General features: G+C 71.3%; 19 protein-coding genes. 13 read left to right on the top strand and 6 right to left on the bottom strand.

What is annotated here, in order from left to right; genetic code table 11:
• Positions 1 to 39 precede the first annotated feature (39 nt).
• From BT341_RS08745 to BT341_RS08760, 4 genes are all read right to left on the bottom strand, one after another.
• Positions 40 to 1,806 (bottom strand): serine hydrolase domain-containing protein, encoded by a 1,767-nt coding sequence (locus BT341_RS08745; protein WP_072475786.1) that lies wholly within the window; start codon positions 1,804 to 1,806, stop codon positions 40 to 42.
• A 10-nt stretch (positions 1,807 to 1,816) separates the two neighbouring features.
• Positions 1,817 to 3,076, bottom strand: coding sequence for an exo-beta-N-acetylmuramidase NamZ family protein (locus BT341_RS08750; protein ID WP_072481861.1), 1,260 nt, complete (start codon positions 3,074 to 3,076; stop codon positions 1,817 to 1,819).
• Positions 3,073 to 4,830 carry a glycoside hydrolase family 3 protein gene (locus BT341_RS08755; protein WP_072475787.1) on the bottom strand — a complete coding sequence of 586 codons (1,758 nt, stop codon included), beginning with the start codon at positions 4,828 to 4,830 and terminating at the stop codon, positions 3,073 to 3,075. The genes BT341_RS08750 and BT341_RS08755 overlap by 4 nt, the downstream gene beginning before the upstream one ends.
• 655 nt (positions 4,831 to 5,485) lie before the next feature.
• The gene (locus BT341_RS08760) at positions 5,486 to 6,316 is read right to left on the bottom strand and encodes an HAD family hydrolase (RefSeq protein WP_072475788.1); all 831 of its coding nucleotides are present in this window, start codon (positions 6,314 to 6,316) and stop codon (positions 5,486 to 5,488) included.
• A 607-nt stretch (positions 6,317 to 6,923) separates the two neighbouring features.
• On the opposite strand from BT341_RS08760, the gene ssd reads away from it, so the two are divergent.
• From ssd to BT341_RS08800, 8 genes are all read left to right on the top strand, one after another.
• The gene (gene ssd, locus BT341_RS08765; RefSeq protein WP_072475789.1) at positions 6,924 to 7,997 is read left to right on the top strand and encodes a septum site-determining protein Ssd; all 1,074 of its coding nucleotides are present in this window, start codon (positions 6,924 to 6,926) and stop codon (positions 7,995 to 7,997) included.
• A 702-nt stretch (positions 7,998 to 8,699) separates the two neighbouring features.
• Positions 8,700 to 9,851 carry a TadA family conjugal transfer-associated ATPase gene (locus BT341_RS08770; protein WP_072475790.1) on the top strand — a complete coding sequence of 384 codons (1,152 nt, stop codon included), beginning with the start codon at positions 8,700 to 8,702 and terminating at the stop codon, positions 9,849 to 9,851.
• A gap of 64 nt (positions 9,852 to 9,915) precedes the next feature.
• Positions 9,916 to 10,674: a type II secretion system F family protein gene (locus tag BT341_RS08775; protein WP_072475791.1), complete on the top strand. Its 759-nt coding sequence runs from the start codon at positions 9,916 to 9,918 to the stop codon at positions 10,672 to 10,674.
• Positions 10,671 to 11,393 (top strand): type II secretion system F family protein, encoded by a 723-nt coding sequence (locus BT341_RS08780; RefSeq protein WP_072475792.1) that lies wholly within the window; start codon positions 10,671 to 10,673, stop codon positions 11,391 to 11,393. Before BT341_RS08775 ends, BT341_RS08780 begins: the two co-directional genes overlap by 4 nt.
• Positions 11,394 to 11,407: 14 nt before the next feature.
• A complete protein-coding gene (locus tag BT341_RS08785) occupies positions 11,408 to 11,584 on the top strand; it encodes a DUF4244 domain-containing protein (RefSeq protein ID WP_072475793.1) in 177 nt (58 codons plus the stop codon).
• 20 nt (positions 11,585 to 11,604) lie between these two features.
• Positions 11,605 to 11,940, top strand: a complete 336-nt coding sequence (locus BT341_RS08790) for a TadE family type IV pilus minor pilin (RefSeq protein WP_072475794.1) — start codon at positions 11,605 to 11,607, stop codon at positions 11,938 to 11,940.
• Entirely contained in the window at positions 11,927 to 12,442 is a 516-nt protein-coding gene (locus tag BT341_RS46305; RefSeq protein WP_245804916.1) for an Rv3654c family TadE-like protein, read from the top strand. Before BT341_RS08790 ends, BT341_RS46305 begins: the two co-directional genes overlap by 14 nt.
• A gap of 778 nt (positions 12,443 to 13,220) precedes the next feature.
• Positions 13,221 to 13,838 carry a bifunctional DNA primase/polymerase gene (locus BT341_RS08800; protein ID WP_072475796.1) on the top strand — a complete coding sequence of 206 codons (618 nt, stop codon included), beginning with the start codon at positions 13,221 to 13,223 and terminating at the stop codon, positions 13,836 to 13,838.
• Positions 13,839 to 13,920: 82 nt separating this feature from the next.
• Here BT341_RS08800 and BT341_RS08805 read toward each other — a convergent pair whose 3' ends face one another.
• Positions 13,921 to 16,695: a DEAD/DEAH box helicase gene (locus tag BT341_RS08805; protein ID WP_425426468.1), complete on the bottom strand. Its 2,775-nt coding sequence runs from the start codon at positions 16,693 to 16,695 to the stop codon at positions 13,921 to 13,923.
• Between the two features lie 349 nt (positions 16,696 to 17,044).
• On the opposite strand from BT341_RS08805, the gene BT341_RS08810 reads away from it, so the two are divergent.
• The 3 genes from BT341_RS08810 (at position 17,045) to BT341_RS08820 (ending at position 20,766) form a co-directional block, all read left to right on the top strand.
• Positions 17,045 to 19,342, top strand: coding sequence for a sodium-translocating pyrophosphatase (locus BT341_RS08810; protein WP_072475797.1), 2,298 nt, complete (start codon positions 17,045 to 17,047; stop codon positions 19,340 to 19,342).
• A 146-nt stretch (positions 19,343 to 19,488) separates the two neighbouring features.
• Positions 19,489 to 20,073, top strand: coding sequence for a hypothetical protein (locus BT341_RS08815; protein ID WP_072475798.1), 585 nt, complete (start codon positions 19,489 to 19,491; stop codon positions 20,071 to 20,073).
• 51 nt (positions 20,074 to 20,124) lie between these two features.
• Positions 20,125 to 20,766, top strand: coding sequence for a hypothetical protein (locus tag BT341_RS08820; protein ID WP_072475799.1), 642 nt, complete (start codon positions 20,125 to 20,127; stop codon positions 20,764 to 20,766).
• Positions 20,767 to 20,784: 18 nt separating this feature from the next.
• Here BT341_RS08820 and BT341_RS08825 read toward each other — a convergent pair whose 3' ends face one another.
• Positions 20,785 to 21,591, bottom strand: a complete 807-nt coding sequence (locus tag BT341_RS08825) for a S1 family peptidase (protein ID WP_072475800.1) — start codon at positions 21,589 to 21,591, stop codon at positions 20,785 to 20,787.
• Positions 21,592 to 21,886: 295 nt separating this feature from the next.
• Here BT341_RS08825 and topA point away from each other — a divergent pair, with 295 nt between their 5' ends.
• Complete coding sequence (gene topA, locus BT341_RS08830; RefSeq protein WP_177329051.1) at positions 21,887 to 24,772, top strand: type I DNA topoisomerase; 2,886 nt, start codon at positions 21,887 to 21,889, stop codon at positions 24,770 to 24,772.
• A gap of 557 nt (positions 24,773 to 25,329) precedes the next feature.
• Positions 25,330 to 26,121 (top strand): ESX secretion-associated protein EspG, encoded by a 792-nt coding sequence (locus BT341_RS08835; protein ID WP_072475801.1) that lies wholly within the window; start codon positions 25,330 to 25,332, stop codon positions 26,119 to 26,121.
• Positions 26,122 to 26,138: the final 17 nt, after the last annotated feature.

Genomic DNA, 26,138 nt, shown 5'->3' on the forward strand with positions numbered 1-26,138 from the left:
TTAATTCGGCCGAAAAGTTAACGACGAGCGACAGAGTCGTCACCGTGCGCTCAACTGCCAACCCTCTGCGACGAAGGCGGCGGGGTTCCGCTCACCGTCGAGGAGTGATCGGCCGCTCTCGGTGACTTTCACACCGTCGACCGAAACGCCCCGCCCCGTGTAGTTCGGGTCAGTGCTGTAACGCCAGCGGAGGCGCACGGAGGGGCCCTGCGGCACCACGCCGCTCGCCTTCCACCAGGCACGGTGGCCGTGTCCGGAGAGCGACGTCACATCTCCGGAGGGTGCGCCCGGACCGGAAACCGATACGGCGATCGGTTGCCAGTTCACTCCGTCGGTGGACGCCTGCAGCTCTAGTGGATCGGTCGGGCCCTCGGTGTCCACGAAGGCATAGAACGACACGCGCGCGTGATCACTTTGGGTAGTGAACGGCTGAGTACTCAGCGTGGCGACGCTCGCGTTACCCAGCGTGCTCGTCCAAGCATCCTTCCCGACCATCGGCCGCACGGCCATGGCCCTCGCCAGCGACGTCGCCCACACCTGGCGCGCGGGGTTGATCGAGCCCCAGCTCCGGCTCGGGTGCACGCGGTTGGTCAGCAGGATCGCGAACGACCGCGACTCGGGGTCGATGACCAGCGTCGTCCCGGTGAAGCCGGTGTGCCCGGCGGTCACCGGCGAGGCCAGCGCACCCATGTACCAGGGCTGGTCCAGCTCGAAGCCCAGGCCGTGCGAGTCGTCCGGGAACTGCTGGTTGTAGTTCGTCAGCATCTGCCGCACGGTCTCGGCGCCGAGGATCCGGTGCCCGCGGTAGCTGCCGCCGTTGAGGATCGTCTGGGCGAGCACGGCCATGTCGCCGGCGGTGCTGAACACCCCGGCGTGCCCGGCGACACCACCGAGCGACCACGCGTTCTCGTCGTGCACGCTGCCGCGCACCATCCCGCGCGGCGGGTTCGCCTCGAACTCCGTCGCGGCGATCCGGTCCAGCTTCGACGCGGGCGGGTTGTACCCCGTGTCGGCCATGCCGAGCGGCGCGGTGATCCGGTCGTGGACCACCCTGTCGAGGGTCTGGCCGGTCAGCTTCTCGACGATGAAGCCGAGGGTGAGCAGGTTGATGTCGGAGTACAGGTAGGTCGTGCCCGGCTTGTTCTTCAGCGGGCTGTCGAGCACGGCCTGCCGGCGCGCGGGGATGTCCGGGTAGCCCGCCCACAGCGACGGGACCGGGTCGGCGTCGAACCCGGACGTGTGCGTCAGCAGCATCTTGACGGTGACCGCGGCCTTGTCGCCGGTGGCGAACTCCGGGAAGAAGCGGCTCACCGGCGTGTCGATCGTGAGCTGCCCGCGTTCGGCCAGCTGCAGCACGGCGATCGAGGTGAACAGCTTAGAGATCGACGCCATGTCGAAGATCGTGTCGTTCTTCATGGGGACCTGCTGGTCCGCGGGTAGCTCGGTGCCCTTCGCGTCGGCGTAGCGCAGCGCGCCGCCGGCCGCGTACCGGTCGACGACCACACCGTCGTGCGCGAGCAGGCCCACCGCGCCGGAGAAGTGCGGGTGCCCGGACGCGTCCGGCCTCGTCCAGCTCGCCAGGAAGTCCTCGGCGGCCTTGATCGGCGCCGGGTCGAGGCCGACGTCCTGCGGCTTGCCGTCCCGCAGCGTCGTCCACGGCGGCGCGAAGCCGTGCTGCGGCCGGTCGAAGCGGCCGGCCGCGGAGTCGTGGCTGGTGATGGCGCCGGCTCCCGGGTTCGACACGGTCAACGTGGTCAGCGCGACCAGTACTCCGGCGGCCGCGACAAGGACCTTCCTAGCACGCACGAGTTCCCCCTCAGCGGTACAGCAGGTAGTGGCGGCGTCTCCGGTCGAACTCGGCGAGCTCGGCCCGCCAGGCCCCGGTGACCTCGTCGACGCCCGCACCGCCGTCGACCATGGTCCGCAGGCGATCGGACCCGGAGAGCTTGTCGATGTAGTTGTCGGGGCGCCAGGCGAAGACGTCCGGGTGCAGCGCCTTCGCCGTGACGAGCATGGCGACCGCGGTCCGGATCGCGTCGAACGCCCGCGGGTCCTCGACGCTCACCTGCACGCCACCGCAGGTCTGGTTGACGAACTTGCTGAACGTCGGCACGAAGTAGACCTCCCGGAACTTCGCCCCGGGCAGCCGCAGGTCCTCGAGCTTCTCGCGCCAGCGCCAGTCGAGCCCGGGCGCGCCGATGATCTCGAACGGCCGGGTCGTCCCGCGGCCCTCGGAGAACACCGTGCCTTCGAACATGCCGGTGCCCGGGTAGACGAGCGCCGTGTCCGGGGTCGGCATGTTCGGGCTCGGCAGCACCCAGTTCAGGCCGGTCTGCGCGAAGAGCGTGTCACGCTGCCAGCCGCGTACCTGGACGACGTCGAGGTGCTCGAGCTCCACCCCTTCGCCGGGCAAGAACTCCTCGGCGAAGAAGCGGGCCAGCTCGCCGACGGTCATCCCGTGCTGCTGTGCGATCGGCTTCCGCCCGATCCCGGACGCGAACTTCGGGTCCAGCACGGGACCAGCCACCCGGCCGCCGATCGGGTTCGGGCGGTCGAGCACGACGAAGGCGGCGTTCACCTTCGCCGCGGCAACCATCGCCGTGTAGAGCGACCAGATGTAGGTGTAGAAGCGCGCGCCGACGTCCGCGATGTCGAACACGACGGTGTCGACGCCTGCCTTGGTGAACAGCGACGCGAGCTTCGTCACGTCGACGCCGTACGCGTCGTACACCGGCACGCCGGTGCGCGGGTCGGTGTAGTCGCCTTCGGAGCCACCGGCCTGCGCGCTGCCGCGGAAGCCGTGTTCCGGCCCGAAGGCCGCGACCGGCTTGACGCCGGCCGCGACCATCGAGTCGACGATGTGGTCGCCGTTCAGCAGAACCCCGGTCGGGTTGGACAGGACGCCGACCTTGCGGCCCTTCAGCGGCCGCCAGCCCTGCGCGGCCCATTGCTCGGCGCCGGTGAGGACCCGGCCAGGGCGGCTCTCCGGCTCGGCCCCCGCCACGGCGGAGCCGCCCGCCAGCGCCGGGACCGCGAGCGCGCTCGCGCCGAGGAACCGGCGCCGGTCGAGGTTCACCACGTCAGCCCGTGGCCGAACGGGTACTTCACGGTCTGCATGTCGGTCCCGGCGGGGATGTCGACCGGCAGCTTCCCGACCGGCGCCGTCTCGCCGAGGATCACCTTGGCCAGCGCCTCCAGCGTCGGCCCGATGTAGCCGTAGGTGGCGAGCCAGGTCGTGACGCTGGTCGGGTAACCGGCGTCGTACGGGATCTGCGCGGCCACCGCGACGACCGGCTTGCCGGTGGCCTGCAGGGCGTCGAGCAGCTGGGTCTGCCGCGGGAACCCGCCGATGTTGTTGGTGAGCACGACGACCAGGTCGGCGTTCCGGGCGTTCGCGACCGCCTGCGCGATCTGGGCGTCCGTCGGGGCCTGGCCGGTCTGGTACGCCGTCGCGGCCGTGCCGTGCGCGGTCAGCTTCTGGGCGAGCGACGCCGTCGTCGAGACGCCCCAGCCGGTGACCAGCGTCGTCGCGGGCTTCTGCTTGAGCGGCAGCAGGCCGGCGTCGTTCGCGATCGCCGTGATGCCGCGGTCGGCGATGTCCTGCGCGGTGGCCAGGTTCGCCGGCGTGCCGACGACCTTCATCACCCGGTTCGGGTCGACGAACGGCGAGAACAGGATGCCGCGCTCGAACTTCAGCTTCAGCACGCGCAGCACGCTCTGGTCGATCCGCTGCATGGGGATCTCGCCGGACTTCACGGCGTTCAGCACCGAGTTGATGGCGACGTCGAGGTGCACCGGCATGAGCAGCTGGTCGACACCGGCCTTCAGCGCGAGAACCGGGATTTCGGCGTCGCTGTGCAGCTGGCGGACGCCCTGCATCTCGAGCGAGTCGGTGATCACCACGCCGTTGTAGCCCAGCTCGTTGCGCAGCTTGCCGGTGATGATCGGCTTCGACAGCGTCGCCGGCTCCAGCGACGGGTCGAGGCTGGGGAACTGGATGTGCGCGCTCATGATCGAGTCGATGCCGGCCGCGATCGCGGCCTTGAACGGCGGCACGTCCGTGGCCCGCCACTGCGCCTCGGTGCTGTCGATCCGCGGCAGGCCGGTGTGGCTGTCGGTCGGCGCGGCGCCGTGCCCGGGGAAGTGCTTGGCCGTCGCGGCGACGGTCTTCGGCGGGAAGTCCGAGTCCTGGAAGCCCTTGACCTCGGCGGTGACGAAGTCGCTGGCCAGGCCGGGCTGCCCGGAGAACGACCGGACGCCGATGACCGGGTTCACCGGGTTGGAGTTGACGTCGGAGTCGGGCGCGAAGTCCTGGTTGATGCCGACGGCACGCAGCTCGTGGCCGAGGATCGTGGCGGCCTTCGTCGCGCGCCCGGTGTCCCGGCCGGCCGCGATGGCCATCGCGTTCGGGAACTCCGTGGCCGGCGCGCCCATCCGGGTCACCGTGCCGCCCTCCTGGTCGGCGGCGATCTGCAGCGGGATGTGCGCGCCGCTCGTGACGGCGGCCTGCTGGAGGCCGTTGGACAGCTTCGCGACCTGCACGGGGTCGTCGAAGTTGTCGCGCGTGTCGTTGTTGAAGTAGATGACGCCGCCCAGGTGGTACTTCCGGATCACCTGGGCCGGGGTGTCGACCCCGAAGTCGGCCTGGTTCTTCGGGTTCACCTCGTCGGCGGACTTGCCGTTCACCCACGTGACGAACAGCTGCCCGACCTTCTGCTCGAGCGTCAGCCCGCGCAGCGCCTGTGTCGCCGCGGCCTCCGCCTGCGCCTCCGCGCTCACCCGCGGTGCGCTCGCCGCGGTCGCGACACCCACACCGGTGAGGGCGAGCACCCCCGCGACGGGCAGGGCGAGCGCATGGAACCTCCGATTTCGGGTCGTCACGACCAGCCTCCCAGAAAGTTGCGGGCGCCCGGCGGACGTGAGAAGTCCACTCGGAGGCGCCGGTATCGGGAAGCTACTCACCGAATCCGTCGATGTCCATCGGCCGACGGCACCAACGGAGGTATTCGTACCCGGATCGGTAGGAAGTCGCCGTGCGCGTGAAGCGAACGGGTGGCGGCCGGTCGGCCGCATAGACGAGGCGGCGCCCGTGACCCCGGAGGGTCGACGGGCGCCGCCTGCAAGCGCGAACTTCTCGGGCGACCAAGCGTGCAACTCTGGTCGTACCTACATGGACTCGGCGTGTGGCGTCCCACTACGCAGTCCCTAGACGACGAGCCTCCCGCGGCGCGCTGCGCGTGGGTACCCGGAGTCCGCGCACGGAGGTTTGCCGGGGTGGAACAGGCTTCTCTTCTACCTGTTCCCTGGCCGACCGAACGTCCGCACCTACTTTCTACGCCGTGAGCCGGGTCACTTCAAGTGCGCGGATGGGTGCACCGGTACAGAGGCTGGATCGGGTGACACCGGCACCGTGCGCGACGGACAATTCGGGGCTGGGCCAAGCAAAAGCGCAGGCCGTGCGGCCGTGTGGGTGGGCCCGTTCCCGCTAGCGCAACCGACGGCGACGGCTGAGGCCGTACCAGGTCGCGCCGGCGGCCACCGCGCCGACGCCGAGGGCCACCACGCCCGCCGAGCGCGTCGGGATCCGGCTGCGCAGGGACATGGGCCGCTCGAAGGCCAGGATCGGCCAGCCGCGTTCGAGCGCCTCGCGCCGCAAGAGCTTGTCGGGGTTGACCGCGTGCGGGTGCCCGACGACCTCCAGCAGCGGGATGTCGGTGCTCGAATCGGTGTAGGCGAAGCACTCGGCGAGGTCGTAGCCGTGGGTCGCGGCGAGCTGCTTCGCGGCGACGGCCTTGTTGGCGCCGTAGCAGTAGAAGTCGACCTCGCCGGAGTAGCGGCCGTCGACGATCTGCATGCGCGTGGCGACGCTCCGGGTCGCGCCGAGCATCTCCGCCACGGGCGCGACGACCTCCTCGCCGGTCGCCGACAGGACGATGACGTCGTGCCCGTCCTCGCGGTGCCGCGCGATCAGCTCGGCCGCCTCGACGTACACGAGCGGGTCGACGACGTCGTGCAGCGTCTCGCGGACGATCGCCGACACCTGGGCGACGTCCCAGCCCGCGCACAGCCGGGAAACCTCGGCGCGCAGCCGTTCGGTCTTGTTTTCGTCGGCGCCGGCGAGTGAGAACACCAGCTGCGCGTAGGCGCTGCGCAACGCGGCGCGCCGGTTGATCAATCCCTCTTTGAGCAACGGTTTGCTGAACGCCAGCGCGCTCGACGAGGCGATGATCGTCTTGTCCAGGTCGAAGAACGCGGCCACCGCGTGCTCCGGGCCCGGCTTCCGGATGCGCGACGGCGCACTGCTCGGTTCGGCCACCCGCCCAGGATAGGAGCTTGATCGCGACGCGTCCCGTTGATCCACCACGCGCGCGTCGCGGCGGGCGGAAAATCCATGACAGGAAGGCACTTCCGGCGCGCCGTGCCGTTACCGAACTGTGTGCCTCGCCCGGCGCGCGAACCGGCCACCGGCGGAGTTACAGTGAGGAAGCCCGGTGTCCAACCGGGCCGGTTCAGTCCGACCCCCCGGGGCTGAACCCACGGCGGCCCCCGTCCCTCCCCCCTGGCGGGGGCCGCCCTCTTACTTCTCGCTTACCTTTTTCGATTCCGCTCGTCGTGGCTCGTCGGTGTTTTGCCTTCCGCTTACCTTTTTTCGCGTTCGTTTACCTCGGCCGTCGATTCCCGAATCGGCAGGCGTCGGATGCGGGTATTCGTGCCGGTTTCCGCCGCACGTGCGTCGCGGGCGGGCGCGACCCTGCCACAGCCCACCGACAGAACCGGCCCGCGAGCGGTCCCCGGACGGAAGTTGTCCACAACACCCCGGTTGTCCACAGCCGGCCGCCCGCCCCGTTGTGCCCCCGAGTCCCCGAGCGCGACGGTGGAAGCCGGGCCACCCACGGCCCGCACCGACGACGGGGGAGGAACGCATGACAGGGGACCGGCCACTGGTGGTCGCCGCGGACGAAACCGTGCTCGACGAGATCCTGCGGGTGGCCGCGGTCGCGGGCTGTGAGCTCGACCGGGCACCGGACCTGACGGCGGCGAGCGGCCACTGGGCCAGGGCACCGCTGGTGGTGCTGGACGAGGAAGCCGTGCGGCTGCCACCTGCCCTGCCCCGGCGACGCGGAGTGCTCCTGGTCTGCAAAGGCAGCCCGGGGCCACGGACGTGGGAGCACGCGTTCCGCGTCGGCGTCGAGCGGGTGATCTCGCTGCCGGACGAGGAAACGGAGCTGGCGGGAGCGTTCGCCGACGTCGTGGAGACACCGGCGGAGGAAGCGGGCTTGGTACTGGGCGTGGTCGGCGGCCGCGGCGGCGCGGGCGCATCGGTCTTCGCGGCGGCACTGGCACTGGCGGCCGACCGTGAACCGGGCGGCGCGCTGCTGGTGGACTGCGACCCACTGGGCGGCGGCCTGGACCTGTTGCTGGGCCTGGAAAAGGTACCGGGCCCCCGCTGGTCGGAGGTACGGCTGAGCGGCCGCGTATCGGCACCGGCACTGGCGGCGGCGTTGCCGCAAAGAAAGCATCGCGGCGGCAGCCTCCCGGTACTGGCGTGCGGCCGGGAGGGAGAAGGCCCGGAGGTGGAGAGCCTGTCGGCGGTGATAGCGGCGGGCAGGCGCTCAGGCCGCACGGTGGTCTGCGACTTACCCCGGACGTTGGGCGACGCAGCAACGGAAGCGGTGGCGGTGGCCGACCTGGTGACGCTGCTGGTACCGGTGGAGTTCCGAGCATGCATGGCGGCAAAGCAGGTCCAGCGACGGCTGTCGGAACTGACGGCGCGCCTGGGCGTTGTCGCATGTGGACGATCGAGGGCAGGAGTACCACCCACCCAGACGGCAGCCCTCCTCGGCCCGCCACTGCTGGCGTCGATGCCCCCGGAGAGGGGCCTCGAGGCGACGATCGAGCGAGGAGAGTTCCCGGCAAAGCCCTCAGGCCCACTGGCAACAGCGGCGACCGAGGTGCTGGCGGTAGCCCGCCGCGAAGCCAGAGCAGCGGCCCGATGAGCATGGAGTTACGCACCGGAGGCCGCCCGATGAGCGTGGCGGAGCTGCTGTGGCCAACGGTCCTGAGCCTGGCATCCCGAGGCCCGGTAAGCGCGGAGAACTTCCTGACGCTGCTGGCAGCCCCGAGCGAGCTCCAGACCCCAAACCGCAAGGAGAGCCCCCGATGACGCCCGACAAACCCCCTGCAGGCACCCGAGTGACCGCCCACCAAGGCCGGGCGGTGCTCTCATTCCGCGTGGCGGCCACCATGCAGCGACCGGGCACCCGAGTCAGGGCCTGCCGTGGCAGAGCCGCGCTTCCACCCCGCCCGGCAGCCCTTCGGAGCCAGCCGGTCCCGTCGGCAGGCACCCGCGTGACCGCCTCCCACAGCCGGGCGGTGCTCCCATCGCGCCCGGCCGCCAACCCGCAGCAGCCTGGCACTCGAGTCACGGCCTGCCACAGCCGAGCCGCGCTCCCCTCCTGCCTGGCGGCCGCCCCGCAGCCATCCGGCACCCGAGTGACCGCCCGCGACGGCCGAGCCACGATTCCATCCCGTCTGGCGGCCAGCCCGCAGCCGCGGGGCGCCCGAGTGACCGCCCACCAAGGCCGGGCGGTGCTCCCATCCCGCGTGGCGGCCGACCCGCCTCCACCCGGCACTCGAGTCACCACCGCCTACATCCCCTCAACTCCGCGACCCACCCCGGCACCCGAGGCGGTAACCCCATGACCACCGACTTCGTGGACCGCGTCCGCAACCGCCTGGCGGGCGACCGCCGTCAGGCGGACCCGGTCGCCGTAGCCACGGCGGTCCGCGCCGAAGCCGGCGGCGCCCTCGGCCACGTCGCCGTGCTCGACGCGGCCCGCCAAGCCCGCGACGAGTTCGTCGGCGCCGGCCCGCTGGCCCCGCTCCTCGACAATCCCGCGACCACCGACGTGCTCGTCACCGGCCCGGAGGAAGTCTGGATCGACGGCCCCGAAGGCCTCACCCACACGGGTATCCGCTTCAAGGACGAAGAAGCCGTCCGCCGTCTCGCCCAGCGTCTCGCCCTCGCGGCCGGCCGCCGGCTCGACGACGCCCAGCCCTACGTGGACGGCTGGCTCCCCGGCTCCGGCGCCCACGGCCGCATCCGCATGCACGCCGTCCTCCCGCCGGTGGCGGCCAACGGCACCTGCCTGTCCCTGCGCGTCCTCCGCCCGGCCACTCACGACCTCACAAAGCTGCGCGAACTCGGGGCGTTCGACGAGAACGGTGCGAACCTGCTGCGGACGGTCGTCTCGAAACGCATGGCGTTCCTCGTCACCGGCGGCACCGGCGCAGGCAAGACAACGCTCCTGGCAGCGCTGCTCGGCGCGGTAGACCCGGCCGAGCGCATCGTCTGCGTGGAAGACGCCGCCGAGCTGCAGCCCGAGCACCCGCAGTTCGTCAGCCTCGTCGCCCGACCGGCCAATGTGGAGGGTGCGGGCGCGGTCGGCCTGCCGGAGCTGGTCCGCCAGGCGCTGCGCATGCGCCCCGACCGGCTCGTGGTCGGCGAGGTCCGCGGCGCCGAGGTCGGCGCCCTGCTCACGGCGCTGAACACCGGCCACGACGGCGGCGCCTGCACCGTCCACGCCAATTCGCCTGCAGAGGTACCCGCCCGCATCGAGGCACTCGCCGCCCTCGGCGGTCTCGGTCGCGACGCGGTGCACAGCCAGCTCGTCGCCGCGATCCGCGTGGTCCTCCACATGCGGCGCGAACCGGGCGGTCACCGGCGCCTCGCCGAAGTCGGCGTCCTCCGCGCCGAACACGGCCGGGCGCGGGTCGTGCCGGTGTGGCGCGCGGGCCGCTGGACGGTCGACCGCCACCTGTTCGCCGCGACGGGAGCGATCGCGTGCTGAGCCTCCTCCTCGTCCGTCTTTCCTTACTGGTGACCATCTTCCCGCGCCGGCGAAGGAGACCGAGATGATCACGGCGTGGGTCCTGCTGTGCGCCGGCGCGGCCTTGGCGTGCTGGCCCGCGGCACCGACCCGCCTCCAGGCCATGGTCGAGCGGCCGACGACGGTCCGCCTACCTGACGTGTGGGCCGCGGTCAGGTGGCTGCTGCCGACCGCGCTGGCCGGCCTGCTGACGGGAGTGGGTGGCGCGATCGCGGCCGCCGCCCTGACGCTGGCGTGGCGCCAGGAGTGGCAAGCCCACCGCCGCGCCGCCGCCGACGTGGCGATGGTGGCCCACACGGCGACGGCGCTTCGCACGATGGTGGCCGAACTCCGCTCCGGCGCCCACCCGGTGACCGCCGCGGAAGCAGCAGCCGAGGCCGTCCCCGCGGTGGCCGACGAACTCCACGCCCTGGCTGCGTCGGCCCGCCTCGACGGCGAACTGGACGCACCAACGCTCCCGGCGCTGGCGGGAGCGTGGACGTTGGGCAAGCGCTACGGCCTGCCGATGGCCGACGTCTTGGACGCCACGCGCCGCGACGCCGAAGCAAGCCTGGCGTTCGCCCGCCGGATGCGCGCGAAACTGGCCGGTCCACGAGCGAGCGCGGCGGTGCTCACCGGCCTTCCGGTCCTCTGCTTGCTGCTCGGGCAGGCCATGGGCGCGTCGCCGGTGTCGGTTCTGACCGGCAGCGTGCCGGGCCAGCTGCTGCTGGTCGCCGGCAGCGTCCTGCTCTGGGCCGGGACGGCCTGGTGCCGCGCCTTGACAGGACGGGTACGCGTCCGATGAACGCAACGGCCCTCCTTCTCTTCGCCGGCGCTCTCGTCGTATGGCCGGGAGACAACGCCGCAGCGCGGCGCTTCACCTGGCTACAGGACCGAAAACCGCCTGATCCCCGCAATTGGCCCCGGGCACTCACGCCTATCGCGACGACGCTGGGCGGCGTCTCGACGGCGGTGTTGATCGGCGGAGTGCCCGGAGTGGTCGTGGGCGCGCTGGTGACGGCGGTGGGCTGGTGGGCGATCCGCCGCACCCGACGGCCACGAGTACCGACCATCGACGTAGCCGCCAAGCTGCGGCTCGCCGGGACACTGGACCTGCTGGCCGCGTGCCTGCGGGCGGGACTGCCGGTCTCATCGGCGCTCGATGCGGTAGCCGACACGGCTCCGCCCGAGGTGGGCGAGGCGCTGCGCTCGACCGCCGGCCTGCTCGCGCTCGGCTCCGGCCCGGAGCGGGCGTGGTCCCCGGTGCGGTCGATTCCTGGCCTCGGCGAGCTGGCGGCAGCGGCGATCAGGACATCCCGCTCGGGAGCCGCATTCGCCACGGCGGCCGCCAACCTGGCCGAACTGTTGCGTGACGAGCTGGCCACCGAAGCGGAAGAACGCGCGGAGCGAGCCGGGGTGGCGCTGGCGCTGCCAGTCGGCCTGTGTTTCCTGCCGGCGTTCTTCTGCCTGGGGGTGCTGCCGATCGTCCTGGGCCTGGCGGCACGCCTCGGCCCGCTCTTCTGATGAAAGGAAAACGCATGCGCACTCCCACCCGCCGCCCCGGCTCGGACGACGGTTCGACGACGGTCGAGTACGCCGTCGTCACGGTCGCGGTAGCGGCCTTCGCGGCGGTCCTCTACACCCTGCTGACGGGCGACTCGGTCGTGTCGTGGCTGACGAACCTGGTCATGAAGGCCTTGACGGTGCCGTCGTGAGAAGCAGAGAAGAAGGCTCGGTGACGGTCGAGGCAGCGCTCGGCCTGGCGGGCCTGACAGTGGTGACGGTCCTGCTGCTGGCGGGTGTGGCGGTACTGACAAGCCAGCTGCGCTGCACAGACGCAGCCCGCGAGGCGGCAAGACTGCTGGCAAGAGGCCAACCGACCGAAGCGGCGGCAGCGGTACACAGGATCGCTCCACCGGACGCCAGCCTGGAGATAGAGCAGGCAGGCGACGACATAACGGTCAAGGTGAAGGCCAAGGAATCAACGGGCCTGCTCCCAGAGATCAAGCTGAGCGCAACGGCCTACGCGGTAGCAGAACCAGGCACGGAGACGACCGGTGCACCAGGCTGAACCAAGCCGAGCAGCCAAGCAAGCCCGCGGAGTCGACGGCAGTTCCGGCGGCCGAGTCGAGCACCTCGGCGATTCCAGCAGGGCAGACCGCGTAAGCGGCCGGGCCGACTTCCGCTCGGAAGGTGCAGGCGAGCGGTTCCGCAGCCGCGACCGCCACCCGGACAGTGGTGCGGCCACCATCTGGACCGCGATGGCGGTCGCCGCACTGGCCGGTGTGGCGGTCCTCGTGTGCTGGCTGGCGGCAGCGGTCGATGCCCGGCACCGGGTGGAGGCCGCCGCCGATCTGGGGGCTCTCGCCGCCGCATCGCATGCTCGGGAAGGGCCTGACCGAGCGTGCCAGCACGCCAGGTGGATCGCCGATCGGATGGGCGTGACCCTGCTGACCTGCCGATGGCAGCGGCTCGATGCTTTCGTCGAAGTCCGGGGCCCGAGCCCCGGCCTGGGCGGGCTGCCCGGCCCGGCAGCCCGAGCCCGCGCCGGACCGACGGACCGGCCACCGTGACCGGGCCACCACCGACCGGCCACCTCGATCAGGCCCACACTGACCCGCACCCTGATCGGGCCAGCACTGGCTGGCCACCGCGACCGGCCCGCACTGACCGGCCACCTCGATCAGGCCCACACTGACCCGCACCGTGATCGGGCCAGCACTGACCGGCCACCGTGACCGGGCCTCGCGCCGACCGGCCGTCGTGACCAGGCGCGTGGTCGATGGGCCGCATGCGTGACTGGGTCGAAGCTGACCGGGCCGCGGTGAATCGGGCCGCAGTGCACCGATCGCGGCGAGCTGTCCACCACCGGCCGGTCACCGCGACGATTCGCCCCGCCGGGCGCCCCTGTCCGCTCACCGGGACCCTGCCGACCAGCCGCTCGCCGGACGCCGACCGGTCGGTATGCCACGGTGACCGGCTGATCCGTCCGGCCGGGCGATGAGCGGCCCGTCGTCACGTGCAGCGGTCGCTGGTGTACGGCGAGCGGTCGGATCCGCTGCTCACCTGCGCCGAAGGCACGTGCTTCGGCAACCGTGCGCGCCGTCTGGGACCTGTCGATCCTGCGGTTTCGCACGACGAACGGTCCGTGGGCGGCTGCCGTTCACCGTCGATCCGCGCCCGCGGGTTCAGCCCGGCCGTACGGACTACTGGGCGTTCATCGCCGCGTAACCACCGGTTGTCGCGCGGGGGTTCCGGGCGATGTGCAACTTGCCGTTTAGTGAGATGTGCGACACCACGACAGGGTTTAGCGGGGTCGTGGAGAACCGGAACTTGAAGGCAGGAAAGACAATGTTGGACGCGAATTGGCCGGACAGCTGGCGGGGCGCCTTCCGCATCGAACTGCGCGCGGAGGCGATCGGTCTCGCCTGGCGTGGTTGGCCGGTGCTCCCGGGCGTCGACCCCGCTCCGCTGACCGAGGGCGACGACCTCACCTGGCGCCGCCCCATCCCGGCCAGTGACACCTGGCGCGAGCAGATCGGCACCCACGCCCACGAGGTCGCCACCTGGTTCTCCGACCGCACGCACAGCCTCCTCGTCGCCACCGGCACGGTCCTCGACGCGATCGAGGTCGACGACGAGCTCGGCAAGCGTGCCTGCCGCCTGCTCCGCTCTCTCGGCCACCCCGCGCCCATCGTCGCGATGCCGAACGGCCGCTGGCTCTTCCTCACCACCGTCGCCGACAGCATCCCGGCCGAACTCGCCTCCCGCGCCTCCGTCCAGTGGCACGGCAAGGACAGCTACATCCCGCTGCCCCCGTCGCCGTTCCAGCACGGGGTCGTCCACTGGCGCGTCAAGCCCGAGGTCTGCGGCTGGCAGCTGCCGGACGCCGCCGAGGTGCACGACGTCCTCGTCCGCGCGCTGGCCGGTGCCGAAGCTCCGCAGCTGGTCCAGTCCACCGCGGCCTGACCTTCCGGCCACCGCCGCCGGCCGGTCCCAGCCCGGCCGAGGCGGAGCACGACACAACTCCATGAACCACCAAGTGGCCGTCCTAGGCGCCGTGTTGACGCAACGCCCCGAGCACGGTTTCCAGAACGGCCACCGCCCCCGCCTTGTCCAGCGGATCGTTGCCGTTCCCGCACTTCGGCGACTGGACGCAGGACGGGCATCCCGTCGGGCACTCGCAGGAGACGATCGCCTCCCGCGTTGCGGCCAGCCACGGGACAATCGCGGCATAACCGCGTTCGGCGAATCCCGCACCCCCGGGATGGCCGTCATGCACGAACACCGTCGCCTCCCCGGTGTCTTCGTGCCACGCGGTGCTCACCCCGCCGATGTCCCACCGGTCGCACGTAGCGAACAGCGGTAGCAGGCCGATCGCCGCGTGCTCGGCGGCATGCAGGGCACCGGGGACCCGTGCCGGAACCAAACCGGCACCCCCCGGTGCCCTGCCACCCTCGTGAGCGGGCCCCCGACCGCTCGCCAGGGACTCCTCTCCGGTCCCCGCCGGCTCCACGGATTCGGTCCCCACCCGATGGCCCCCGGTCCCCGCCTCGCCATCGGCCGCACCCCCGGTCCCGGTCGCAGCGCCGCAGGATCCGGCACGCCGCCCGCGCGTGCCCTCGGTCCCGAGCAGCTCCGCCGAGATCGTGTACCAGACCGCGCGCGTGCGCAGGCTCTGCTCCGGCAGGTCCAGCGGCGTGTGGTCCAGCACCTCACCGGACGGACGTCGCCGCAGGTAGCCGACCACCTGGGACGTCACCGCCACCTCGCCAAGGCACACGCTCACCCCGCCGAAGTCCTGCTTTTCCTGCGTGCTCAGCACGGAGATGTCGACGATCTCGCGCGGTGTCGTCGTCCAGTCCGGGTTCTCCGCGTGCACCAGCGCCAGCCCCGTCTCCAGGTCCAGCTCGTCGACGACGTACGACGCCCCCTGGTGCAGGTACACCGCGCCGGGGTGCACCGCGAAGCACGCCGACCCCGGATCGACCGTCCCCAGCATCCGGCCGGAGTCCGACTCGACCACCGCGATCTGCTCGCCGCCGGTCCCGCGGATCCCCACCTCGGCGTGCGGCCGGTCGCGTGACGTCCAGTACCAGCCGCTCGACCGCCGCCGCAGCAGCTTCTGCTCCGCCAGCTCGGCCAGCACTTCCTGGGCCGCCGAACCACCGAACACCTCCAGCTCGGGCAGCGTCAGCGGCAGCTCGGCCACGGCGCACGCGAGCTGCGGCGCCAGCACGTACGGGTTCGCCGGGTCGAGCACCGCCGTCTCCACCGGCCGCGAAAGCAACGCCTCCGGGTGGTGTACCAGGTACGTGTCGAGCGGGTCGTCCCGCGCGACGAACACCACGAGCGCCGAATCACCGGCGCGCCCGGCGCGCCCCGCCTGCTGCCAGAACGACGCGAGCGTCCCCGGGTAGCCCGCCAGCACCACGGCGTCGAGCCCCGCGATGTCGACGCCGAGTTCCAGCGCGTTCGTCGTCGCGACCCCCAGCAGCCGCCCTGACAGCAACGCCGCCTCCAACGCGCGCCGCTCCTCCGGCAGGTAACCAGACCTGTACGCCGCAACGGTTTCCGTCAGCGCCGGGTCCACTTCGGACAGTATGCGACGCGCACCCAGGGCGGCCAGTTCCGCGCCCCGCCGCGACCGGACGAACGCCAGCGACCGCGCGCCTTCGACCACCAGGTCGGCCAGGATCCGCGACGTCTCCGCGCCTGCCGAGCGCCGGACCGGCGCGCCGTTCTCCCCGGTCAGCTCGTCCAGCAACGGCGGCTCCCACAACACCACCGTCCGGGCGCCGCGTGGCGACGCGTCTTCCGTCACGGCTTGACACGGAACACCGGTAAGCCGCGAAGCGAAAGAGGCAGGCGAAGCCGTTGTCGCCGAAGCGAGGACGAACACCGGCGAAGCACCGTAATGCTCGGCCACGCGCCGAAGCCGGCGAAGCAGCAACGCGACATGCGACCCGAAGACGCCGCGGTAGCTGTGGCACTCGTCGACCACCACACAGCTGAGCCGCCGGAAGAACGTCGCCCACCGGCCGTGCGCCGACAGGATCCCGCGGTGCAGCATGTCCGGGTTGGTGAACACCCAGTTGGCGTGCGCGCGCACCCAGTCGCGCTCCACCATCGGGGTGTCGCCGTCGAACGACGCCGCCCGGACGCCCGGAACGTCCAAAGAGGACACCGACCGCAGCTGGTCGGCGCCCAGCGCCTTCGTCGGCGACAGGTACAGCGCGTTCGCCTTCTCGCCCGCGGCCAGCCGCGACAGCACCGGCAGCTGGTAGGCCAGCGACTTGCCCGACGCCGTGCCGGTCGAGATCACGACGTGCCGGCCCTCGTACGCGTGCGAAGCCGCCTCGATCTGGTGCGCCCAAGGAGCCGAGACGCCGCAGTCACGGAGCGCGTCCACCACCGCCGGGTGGGCCCACGACGGCCACGGCACGCAGCGCGCGGCCCGGCCCGGCAGGTCCGTGACGTGCGTGACCGGGTTCTCGCGCGACGGGATGCCGGCGGTCACCCGCCCCAGCAGCCGCCGCCCACGTGAGTCGTCCACCCGCCGAGCTTGGCACAGGGGTCCGACATTTCCCGGCGACCCCGCTCTCCCAGACGCCGTGCCGGTCGAGATCACGACGTGCCGGCCCTCGTACGCGTGCGAAGCCGCCTCGATCTGGTGCGCCCAAGGAGCCGACACGCCGCAGTCACGGAGCGCGTCCACCACCGCCGGGTGGGCCCACGACGGCCACGGCACGCAGCGCGCGGCCCGGCCCGGCAGGTCCGTGACGTGCGTGACCGGGTTCTCGCGCGACGGGATGCCGGCGGTCACCCGCCCCAGCAGCCGCCGCCCACGTGAGTCGTCCACCCGCCGAGCTTGGCACAGGGGTCCGACATTTCCCGGCGACCCCGCTCTCCCAACGGAATCGGGCCAGAGGGATCGATCAAGTGAGGAGCCTCACAAGGTAACGGAACGTGCCGTCACGGGGACGCCCTAAACGCGCTGGTTGCGATACCAATACACTCCGGCAATCCACACCCTCTGTGGTGAGTGTCATGAGAGACGTGCATCGCTGCACGGCTAGCGTGTCGCTCGGTACAGGGTCCATGCCAGCGCCGGCCGTGTCGAACCCTCGGCTTGCCGTCGACGCTGGCGCACGGCGACGTCTCCTGGAGGACGAATGTCACGGCAGTTCCTCGCGGAGGGCGGGTCCATCACGCTCTCCGGAGGTGGCTACACGATTGTCGGTGTAGTCGCCGTGGTCGCGCTTGCCGCACTCGTCATCGGCTACGTCCTGCTCAAGGAGGTGCTGGCCGCAGGCCAGGGCACCGCCAAGATGCAGGACATCGCCAAGGCGGTGCAGGAAGGCGCGGCCGCATACCTGAAGCGGCAGCGGAACACCCTCGCGATCTTCGGCGTGATCGTGTTCCTCCTGCTCTTCGTGCTTCCCGCCGACGACTGGAACGAGAAGATCGGCCGGTCGATCTTCTTCCTGGTCGGTGCGGGCTTCTCGTTCGCGATCGGCTACCTCGGCATGTGGCTGGCCACGCAGGCGAACCTGCGGGTCGCGGCCGCGTCGCGGGAGGAGGGCGGCCGCGAGAAGGCGATGCGCGTCGCGTTCCGCACCGGTGGCGTGGTCGGCATGATCACCGTCGGCCTCGGCCTCTTCGGTGCCGCGGTCGTCGTGCTCGTCTACACCGGCCAGGCGCCCAAGGTGCTCGAGGGCTTCGGCTTCGGCGCCGCGCTGATCGCGATGTTCATGCGTGTCGGCGGCGGCATCTTCACCAAGGCCGCCGACGTCGGCGCGGACCTGGTCGGCAAGGTCGAGCAGGGCATCCCGGAGGACGACCCGCGCAACGCCGCGACCATCGCGGACAACGTGGGCGACAACGTCGGTGACTGCGCAGGCATGGCCGCGGACCTCTTCGAGTCCTACGCCGTCATGCTGGTCGCCGCGCTGATCCTGGGCAGCACCGCCTTCGGCGTGCACGGCCTGATCTTCCCGCTGATCGTGCCGGCCATCGGTGTCGTCACCGCGGTCATCGGTGTCTACATCACGCGGGCGCGCGCCGGCGAGGGCGGCCTGGTCACGATCAACCGCTCCTTCTACATCTCCGCGGTCATCTCCGCGGTGCTGTCGGCGATCGCGGCGTTCGTGTACCTGCCGAGCAGCTTCTCCGACTTCGGCGGGGACTTCGCCAAGACGTCGGGCAACCCGGCGGTCATCGCGACCGTCGCGGTGATCATCGGCATCGTGCTCGCGGCGATCATCCTGAAGCTGACCGGCTACTACACCGGCACCGAGTACAAGCCGGTCAAGGACGTCGGCAAGACGTCGGAAACCGGCCCGGCGACGGTGATCCTGTCCGGCATCTCGGTCGGGTTCGAGTCCGCTGTGTACACGGCGCTCGTGATCGGCGCGGCGGTCTTCGGCGCCTACCTGCTCGGCGGCGGCGTCGCGCTCTTCGCCGTGGCGCTGGCCGGCACCGGCCTGCTGACCACCGTCGGCGTCATCGTCGCGATGGACACCTTCGGCCCGGTTTCGGACAACGCGCAGGGCATCGCGGAGATGTCCGGCGACGTCGACGAGAAGGCCGCGCAGATCCTCACCGAGCTCGACGCGGTCGGCAACACCACCAAGGCGATCACCAAGGGCATCGCGATCGCCACGGCGGTCCTCGCGGCGACGGCGCTGTTCGGGTCCTACTCGGACGCGATCACCAAGGCGCTGTCGGGCATGGGCACCGGGGTGGCCACCGGTGTCGACGCGGCGAAGTCGTTCATCAACGAGGTCGTCAGCCCGAACACGCTCGTCGGCGTGATCGTCGGCGCGGCCGTGGTGTTCCTCTTCTCCGGTCTCGCGGTGAACGCGGTGTCCCGCGCCGCCGGCGCGGTCGTGTTCGAGGTGCGCCGCCAGTTCCGCGACATCCCGGGGATCATGGAGGGCACCACCCGTCCCGAGTACGGCAAGGTCGTCGACATCGTCACGCGCGACTCGCTGCGTGAGCTGACGACGCCGGGTCTGCTGGCGGTCTTCGCCCCGATCGCGGTCGGCTTCGGCCTCGGCACCGGCGCGCTCGCCGGCTACCTGGCCGGCGCGATCGCCTGCGGCACCCTGATGGCGATCTTCCTCGCCAACTCCGGTGGCGCGTGGGACAACGCGAAGAAGCTGGTCGAGGACGGCAACCACGGCGGCAAGGGCTCGTCCGCGCACGAGGCCACCGTCATCGGTGACACCGTCGGTGACCCGTTCAAGGACACCGCCGGCCCGGCGATCAACCCGCTGATCAAGGTCATGAACCTGGTCTCCGTGCTGATCGCGCCCGCCGTCGTGCAGTTCTCGATCGGCCCGGACGCCAACACCGCGGTCCGCATCATCATCTCGCTGGTCGCGGTCGCCGTGATCGTGGCCGCGATCGTGGTGTCGAAGCGGCGGGGCACCGTCATTTCGGACACGCCGGCCGAGGTCAAGGCCTGACACCGGCAGCCAACCACCCCGGGCCCGGCACGCAGCGTCGCGTGCCGGGCCCGGGGCGTCCCACCGTTGGCACGGCGACTTGCGACACGGCACCGAGCCGGTACCGTCGGGCGTTGCCGGGACGTCGTCGGGCAGGAGGTGCGCAGGTGCGGCCGCGGTCAACCGTTTTCGCCGCCCTGACCACGATGATCGCGATCGGCCTCGCCGGCTGCGGGCAGGCCCCGCCGGCGCCGCCGCGGGACCAGGGTCTGCCGGTGACGACCGTGGCGCCGCAGGCCGATCCCGCGGCGAGATGGGCGGACGCCTACTGCGACGCCGTGACCCACCTGGTCCGCACGCTGGCGCAACTGCCCGCCGTCGACCCCAGCACGCCGCAGCAGGCGTCCCGGACGTCGAGCGACCTGCTTTCCTCCGTGGTCGCCGGGCTCGACCGGAGTCTCGCCGGGCTGAACGCGCTGGGTGCCCCGCCGGTGCCGTCGGCGGATGGCGGCCGCGAGGACGTCATCGGGCAGTTCACCGGCATCCGGCAGCAGGCCGAGAGCGCACGTCAGCGCATCGACGCCGTCCGGGGCGACGCCGCGGCCACCAAGGCGGCTCTGGGCGAGGCCAAGGCCACGCTGGACCGCCTCGACGCACTCGACTACCTCAAGGGACTCCGGGCGGCTCCGGCCCTGGCCGCGGCGGAACAACGCGCCCCGGCCTGCCGGCAGCTCGGTCAGCCGCCTCGGTGAAGATCCGCGTGAGTCTCGCCACCTATCGAACTTGTGTTCTAGTATGGCGCGGTGGATCGGACGATCTCGCTCTTCTCCGCCGAGGCCAGCGGGCCGGGTCTGGGCGACCTGGCCGGCCTGCTGTGCTGCCACGGCCAGATCACCGGCTTCGGGCGCACCGCCGCGCGGCTGTCGGTGGTCGTCGAGGAGCCGTGGCGGGCGCACGTCCTGGCGCGTGAGTTCCGGTGCCGCGGCGCGGACGCGCAGGTCTCGAAGGCCGATTGCGGTCGCCCGCAGGTGCGCACGTCGTTCCGCGTCGACCTGCTCCCGCTGGCGCTGCGGTGGCTGCGCGAGGGCGCGGCCGGGGACGGGTCGGGCAAGACCGTCCCGGAGGGCTTCCGGTTGAGCGGCGCGATGCTGCGGATGTGGGCGCTGGCCGGCGGCCGTCCCGGCACGCAGGGCTACCTGCTCGGCGTCGACCCGCTGGCGCCGGGCACGCACGAACGGCTGGTCGAGGCGCTGACGCCGCTGGGCGTTCCGGCGAAGCTGACCGGCCCGAAGGCCGAGGTCCCGGCGGTCAAGGTCACCGGGAAACGCCGGTTGGAGGCGCTGCTGGAGCTGATCGGAGAGCCACCGCCGGGCGCCGAAGCGGCGTGGCCCGGTGCGGAGCCACTGCCGGTCCCGCACCCGGAGGCCGCGACGAGCACGGCCTGACCGGGCGCGGGCGGCGCGTCAGGGCCGGGGGAGTGTGCAGCCGGCCTGGGAGAGGGCGATTTCGCTGGCCGCGGTGAGGCAGGCCGGAATACCGTAGGTCTCCTGGCCGTAGTTCGTCTTGTAGTGCACGGTCACGGTGCCGGCCTGGTCGACCTCACACGGGTTGTTCTCGGTGCAGCGCTCACCGTCCTCGTTGCCGGTGTTGTTGACGCCGACGACCTTGCCGCCGGAGACGATCGGCGAGCCCGACGTGCCGCCGATGGTCTGGCAGGCGGAGGTGTAGCGGATGGAGTCCTTCCAGGTCCAGCTGCCCTCCTTCAGCCGGTACACGAACCCGTCGATGGAGCAGGAGTAGATGCGCTTCCAGTACCCGGAGACGACGTCGATCGCGGCGCCGGCGGCCGGGTGGGCGCTGGACAGCTCCAGCGGCGAGATCCCGTAGCTGGACTTGATCTGCGCGTAGGTGGTGGTGAGCTGGTAGAGCGACACGTCGGTGTCGGTCATCGTCGCGTACACGATCTTCCTGGCGCGCAGCGTCGCCTTGCTGCCGCCGCTGGCCGTGAGGAGCGTGAACGTCCGGCTCGACGCGCGGTTGGTGATCACCTCACCCGGGCCGGGGAACCCGGTCTCGAGGCAGTGCCCGTTGGACATGACGAGCGCGGGCGCGGTGTCCGGGGTCGACGCGGGCTTGACCACCGAACCCGAGCAGTTGGACAGCGCCACGGTGCCGGCGAAGTCGGCCGCCGCCGCATTCGCCGGAGTGACTCCTAGTAATACTGTGGCGGTCACGGCGGTGAACAGGGCGCCGAGCAGGCGTCGGGTCATGGCGGATCCTTTCGGCCGGGCGGGGAAACCAGTGAAGCGGTGACGTCCCCGCGCCCACCACCGTCGAACGGAGGGTATCCGGACGGTCACGCGCTAGGCTGCGCGGGACGTGGCCGAAATCACGTGACAGGTACGTTGGGGAAACATCGTCGAGGTCAGCGGCGATGCGCTGGACACAGGACCGGCGGCGTGTTGGGTCACCTCCGCGCCGTCCGGCCGGGGAGAGCGTGCACACTGGCAGGTCGAGACGCGGGCCCTGGGTAGGGACGTGGTGCAGTCCCGGCGGCGGGACGAGATGAGCGGAGAGCAGGACAGCGTGGCAGGAGCACGGACCAAGAAGAACGGAGCCTCGGCGGACAACGGCGCCGGGCACCGGCGGCTGGTCATCGTCGAGTCGCCGACGAAGGCCCGCAAGATCGCCCCCTACCTGGGCGGCGGCTACGTCGTCGAGTCCTCCGTCGGGCACATCCGCGACCTGCCGCGTGGCGCTGCCGACGTGCCCGCCCAGTACAAGGGCGAGTCCTGGGCACGCCTCGGCGTGGACGTCGACAACGGCTTCAAGGCCCTCTACGTCGTCACGCCGGACAAGAAGTCCAAGGTCACCGAGCTCAAGGGCCTGCTCAAGGACGTCGACGAGCTCTACCTCGCCACGGACCCCGACCGCGAGGGCGAGGCCATCGCGTGGCACCTGCTCGAGACGCTGAAGCCGAAGGTCCCGGTTCGCCGGATGGTCTTCCACGAGGTCACCGAGCAGGCCATCCGCGCGGCCGCCGACTCGACCCGTGAGCTGGACGCCGACCTCGTCGACGCCCAGGAGACCCGCCGCATCCTCGACCGGCTCTACGGCTACGAGGTTTCGCCGGTGCTGTGGAAGAAGGTCATGCCGAAGCTTTCGGCGGGCCGTGTGCAGTCGGTGGCCACCCGGATCGTGGTCGAGCGCGAGCGCGAGCGGATGCGCTTCAAGTCGGCGTCGTACTGGGACATCTCGGCGACGATGGACGCCGGAGAAGCGGCGTCCCCGCGAAACTTTCCCGCCCGGCTCGTCGCCGTCGACGGCGCGCGCCTGGCCACCGGCCGTGACTTCGGCTCGGACGGGCAGCTCAAGGCGTCGAACAACGAGGTCCGCGTGCTCGCGGAGGCGGACGCCCGCCGGCTGGCCGAAGCGCTGAAGCAGCGTGACTTCAAGGTCGCCAGCGTCGAAGAGAAGCCATACACGCGTAAGCCGTACGCGCCCTTCATGACGTCGACGCTGCAGCAGGAGGCGGGCCGCAAGATGCGGTTCACCTCGGAGCGCACCATGCGGATCGCGCAGAAGCTGTACGAGAACGGCTACATCACTTATATGCGTACCGACTCCACGACGCTGTCGGAGTCGGCGATCTCGGCCGCGCGCAGCCAGGCCACGCAGCTGTACGGCAAGGAGTACGTCTCGCCGACGCCGCGCCAGTACACGCGCAAGGTCAAGAACGCGCAGGAGGCGCACGAGGCGATCCGGCCGTCGGGCGAGGTCTTCCGCACGCCGGGCCAGGTCGCGGGCGAGCTGGACACCGACGAGTTCCGGCTCTACGAGATGATCTGGCAGCGCACGATCGCGTCGCAGATGGCGGACGCCAAGGGCACCACGATGTCCGTGCGCATCGTCGGCAACGCGGCCTCGGGTGAGGAGTGCACCTTCGCCGCTTCGGGTCGCACGATCACCTTCGCGGGCTTCCTCAAGGCGTACGTCGAAGCGGTCGACACCGAGACCGGCGGCGAAGCGGACGACAAGCAGAGCCGCCTGCCGGTGCTGGAGAAGGACCAGGCACTCACCGCGTCCGAGCTGAACCCGGACGGCCACACGACGTCGCCGCCGGCGCGGTACTCGGAGCCGAGCCTGGTCAGCAAGCTGGAAGAGCTGGGCATCGGCCGCCCGTCGACGTACGCGTCGATCATCAAGACCATCCAGGATCGCGGGTACGTCTGGAAAAAGGGCTCCGCGCTCGTTCCGTCGTGGGTCGCGTTCGCCGTGATCGGCCTGATGGAACGCCACTTCGAGCGACTGGTCGACTACGACTTCACCGCCGGCATGGAGGACGAGCTCGACCGCATCGCGGCGGGCGACGAGCAACGCGCGCAGTGGCTGTCGAAGTTCTACTTCGGCGGCGACATGGGCGTCGACGGCTCGATCGGCCGCCTGGGCGGGCTGAAGAAGCTGGTCGAAGGCAGCGTCGAGGACATCGACGCACGCGAGATCAACTCGATTCCGCTGTTCAGCGACGAGAACGGGCACAAGGTCGTGGTCCGCGTCGGCCGCTACGGGCCGTACCTGGAGCGCGAGGTCGACGGCGAGTCGCAGCGCGCCAACCTGCCTGAGGACCTGCCGCCGGACGAGCTCACGCAGGAGATCGCGGAGAAGCTGTTCGCGACCCCGCAGGAAGGCCGTGTGCTGGGCACCGACCCGGTGAGCGGGCACGAGATCGTCGCGAAGGAAGGCCGCTTCGGGCCGTACGTCACCGAGGTGCTGCCGGAGCCGGAGCTGCCCGAGGACGCCACGGCCGCGCAGAAGAAGGCCGCGAAGGCCAAGGCGCCGAAGCCGCGGACGGGCTCGCTGTTCAAGTCGATGGACATCGAGACGATCACGCTGGACGACGCGCTGAAGCTGCTTTCGCTGCCGCGCGTGGTCGGCAAGGACCCGGAGTCCGGCGACGAGATCACGGCGCAGAACGGCCGCTACGGGCCGTACCTGAAGAAGGGCACGGACTCGCGTTCGCTCGCGACCGAGGACCAGCTCTTCTCGATCACGCTCGAGGAAGCGCTGAAGATCTACTCCGAGCCGAAGCAGCGCGGCCGGTCGGCCACGGCCAAGCCGCCGCTCAAGGAGCTCGGCGAGGACCCGGTGTCGGGCAAGCCGATGGTGGTCAAGGACGGCCGCTTCGGGCCGTACGTGACCGACGGCGAGTACAACGCGACGCTGCGGAAGGGCGACGACATCGAGTCGCTGACCGCGGAACGGGCGTCCGAACTGCTGGCCGAGAAGCGTGCGAAGGGCCCGGCGCCAAAGCGGAAGGCACCGGCGCGGAAGCCGGCGTCGACGACGGCGAAGACGGTCAAGGCAGGCACGAGCAAGAAGGCCACGGCCGCGAAGTCGGCTGGGACGAAGACGGCCGCGAAGCGCTCCTCCACGGCGACGAAGGCGAAGTAAAGCGCTGGTCGAAGGCCCTTGGGATGGTTCCCGGGGGCCTTCGCCACGCCTTCGGGTGACACCTCGAACGGATGTTCGGGAAATTGTCGGTGGTCCCGGGTTTCATGGACGCGTGACCACGACACCACGCACCGTACGCACGGTGACCATCAAGATCCCCAAGCCGGTTCGGGCCGCGGCCGCGGCCAGTTTCGCCGTCGTGCACCTCATCCGGTCGCTGGCGGGCATCCCCGGTACTGGCGGCGACGGCCTGAGCCTGTCGGGGCCGTCGCCGGGCTCGGTCGCGGCCCTGCTCCGGATGGTCTTCGCGCGGCCGCCGTCCCGTCCACCGGCGCTCCTCGACGACGACCGCGGCCGTCGCCTGGCGGCACTGGGCAGGCGACGGGGCGGCCACCGCCGGTTCTGGTGGCCGCCCGGCGGCGTGGACCGGCTCGCGGAGTTCGTCGAAGGGTGGGCGTCGGGCCGCGCTGAGCCGCTCGACGACCGCTCACCGACGGGTCTCACCCGTTCGAACAAGTGTGCGAGAAATTGTCGGTGCCAGGGTGTTCAATCGAGGGGTGAACAACTCAGTCGCCGTCTTCGACGTCATCGACGAGGTCATCGCCCCGCTGTCGGCCGAGGTGCCGGAGCGGCCCTCCGTGATGGAGTTCTACGACCCCGAGTTCGAGATTCCGCCGGTGCTGGCGGAGACCTCGCCGCTGCCGGGCCGTCGCTCATCACCGCCGCCGACCCTGGCCGACGAGGTGGAGCAGTACACGCGGTTCGTCGCCGGGATGTCCGCGATCGGGCTCGCCCCGGGCGGGGAGGTCACGGCGGAAGCCGTCGGGCTGTACCGCGCGCTGCGCGGCGGGTTCATCCGCGGCGTGGTCACCGGCGTCTTCCCGGCGCGGCGCGAGCCGTGGGAGGTCCGCTTCTTCGGCGACGAGGACTACACCACGGTGCTGCACAAGCTGGGCAGCCGCGCGCGCCTGCGTTCCGGCTTCCTCTCCGAGCTGCCGGGCTGGGTGTTCGACGGGCTGCCCGACCGGCCGCCGGGCCCGGGGCCTCACCTGCGCATCGAGACCGACGAGCGCGGCCTGATCCCGCGCGACTGCGGAGCGGAGGTCGAGCAGATCCGCGAGTGCGCGGCCCGGCCCCGGCTGGGCACGGTGCTGGTGGACCTCGCGGTCCGCGACGCGATCCTGGCGGAGTACCCGCACGGCGCGTTCGGGCTGGTGGACAACGACCTGGGCCGCTACCAGTTCAGCGCGGCGGTCGGCCGCAACGGCCGCTGGACGGTCACGTGGGGTCCGGCCTCCCGCCGGACGGCGGAGCAGTGGATCGTCGAGGCGGTGCAGAGCCATGCGTGAGGAGGCAACGGCAGCGG

The organism is Amycolatopsis australiensis (genome assembly GCF_900119165.1).
Lineage (GTDB): Bacteria > Actinomycetota > Actinomycetes > Mycobacteriales > Pseudonocardiaceae > Amycolatopsis > Amycolatopsis australiensis.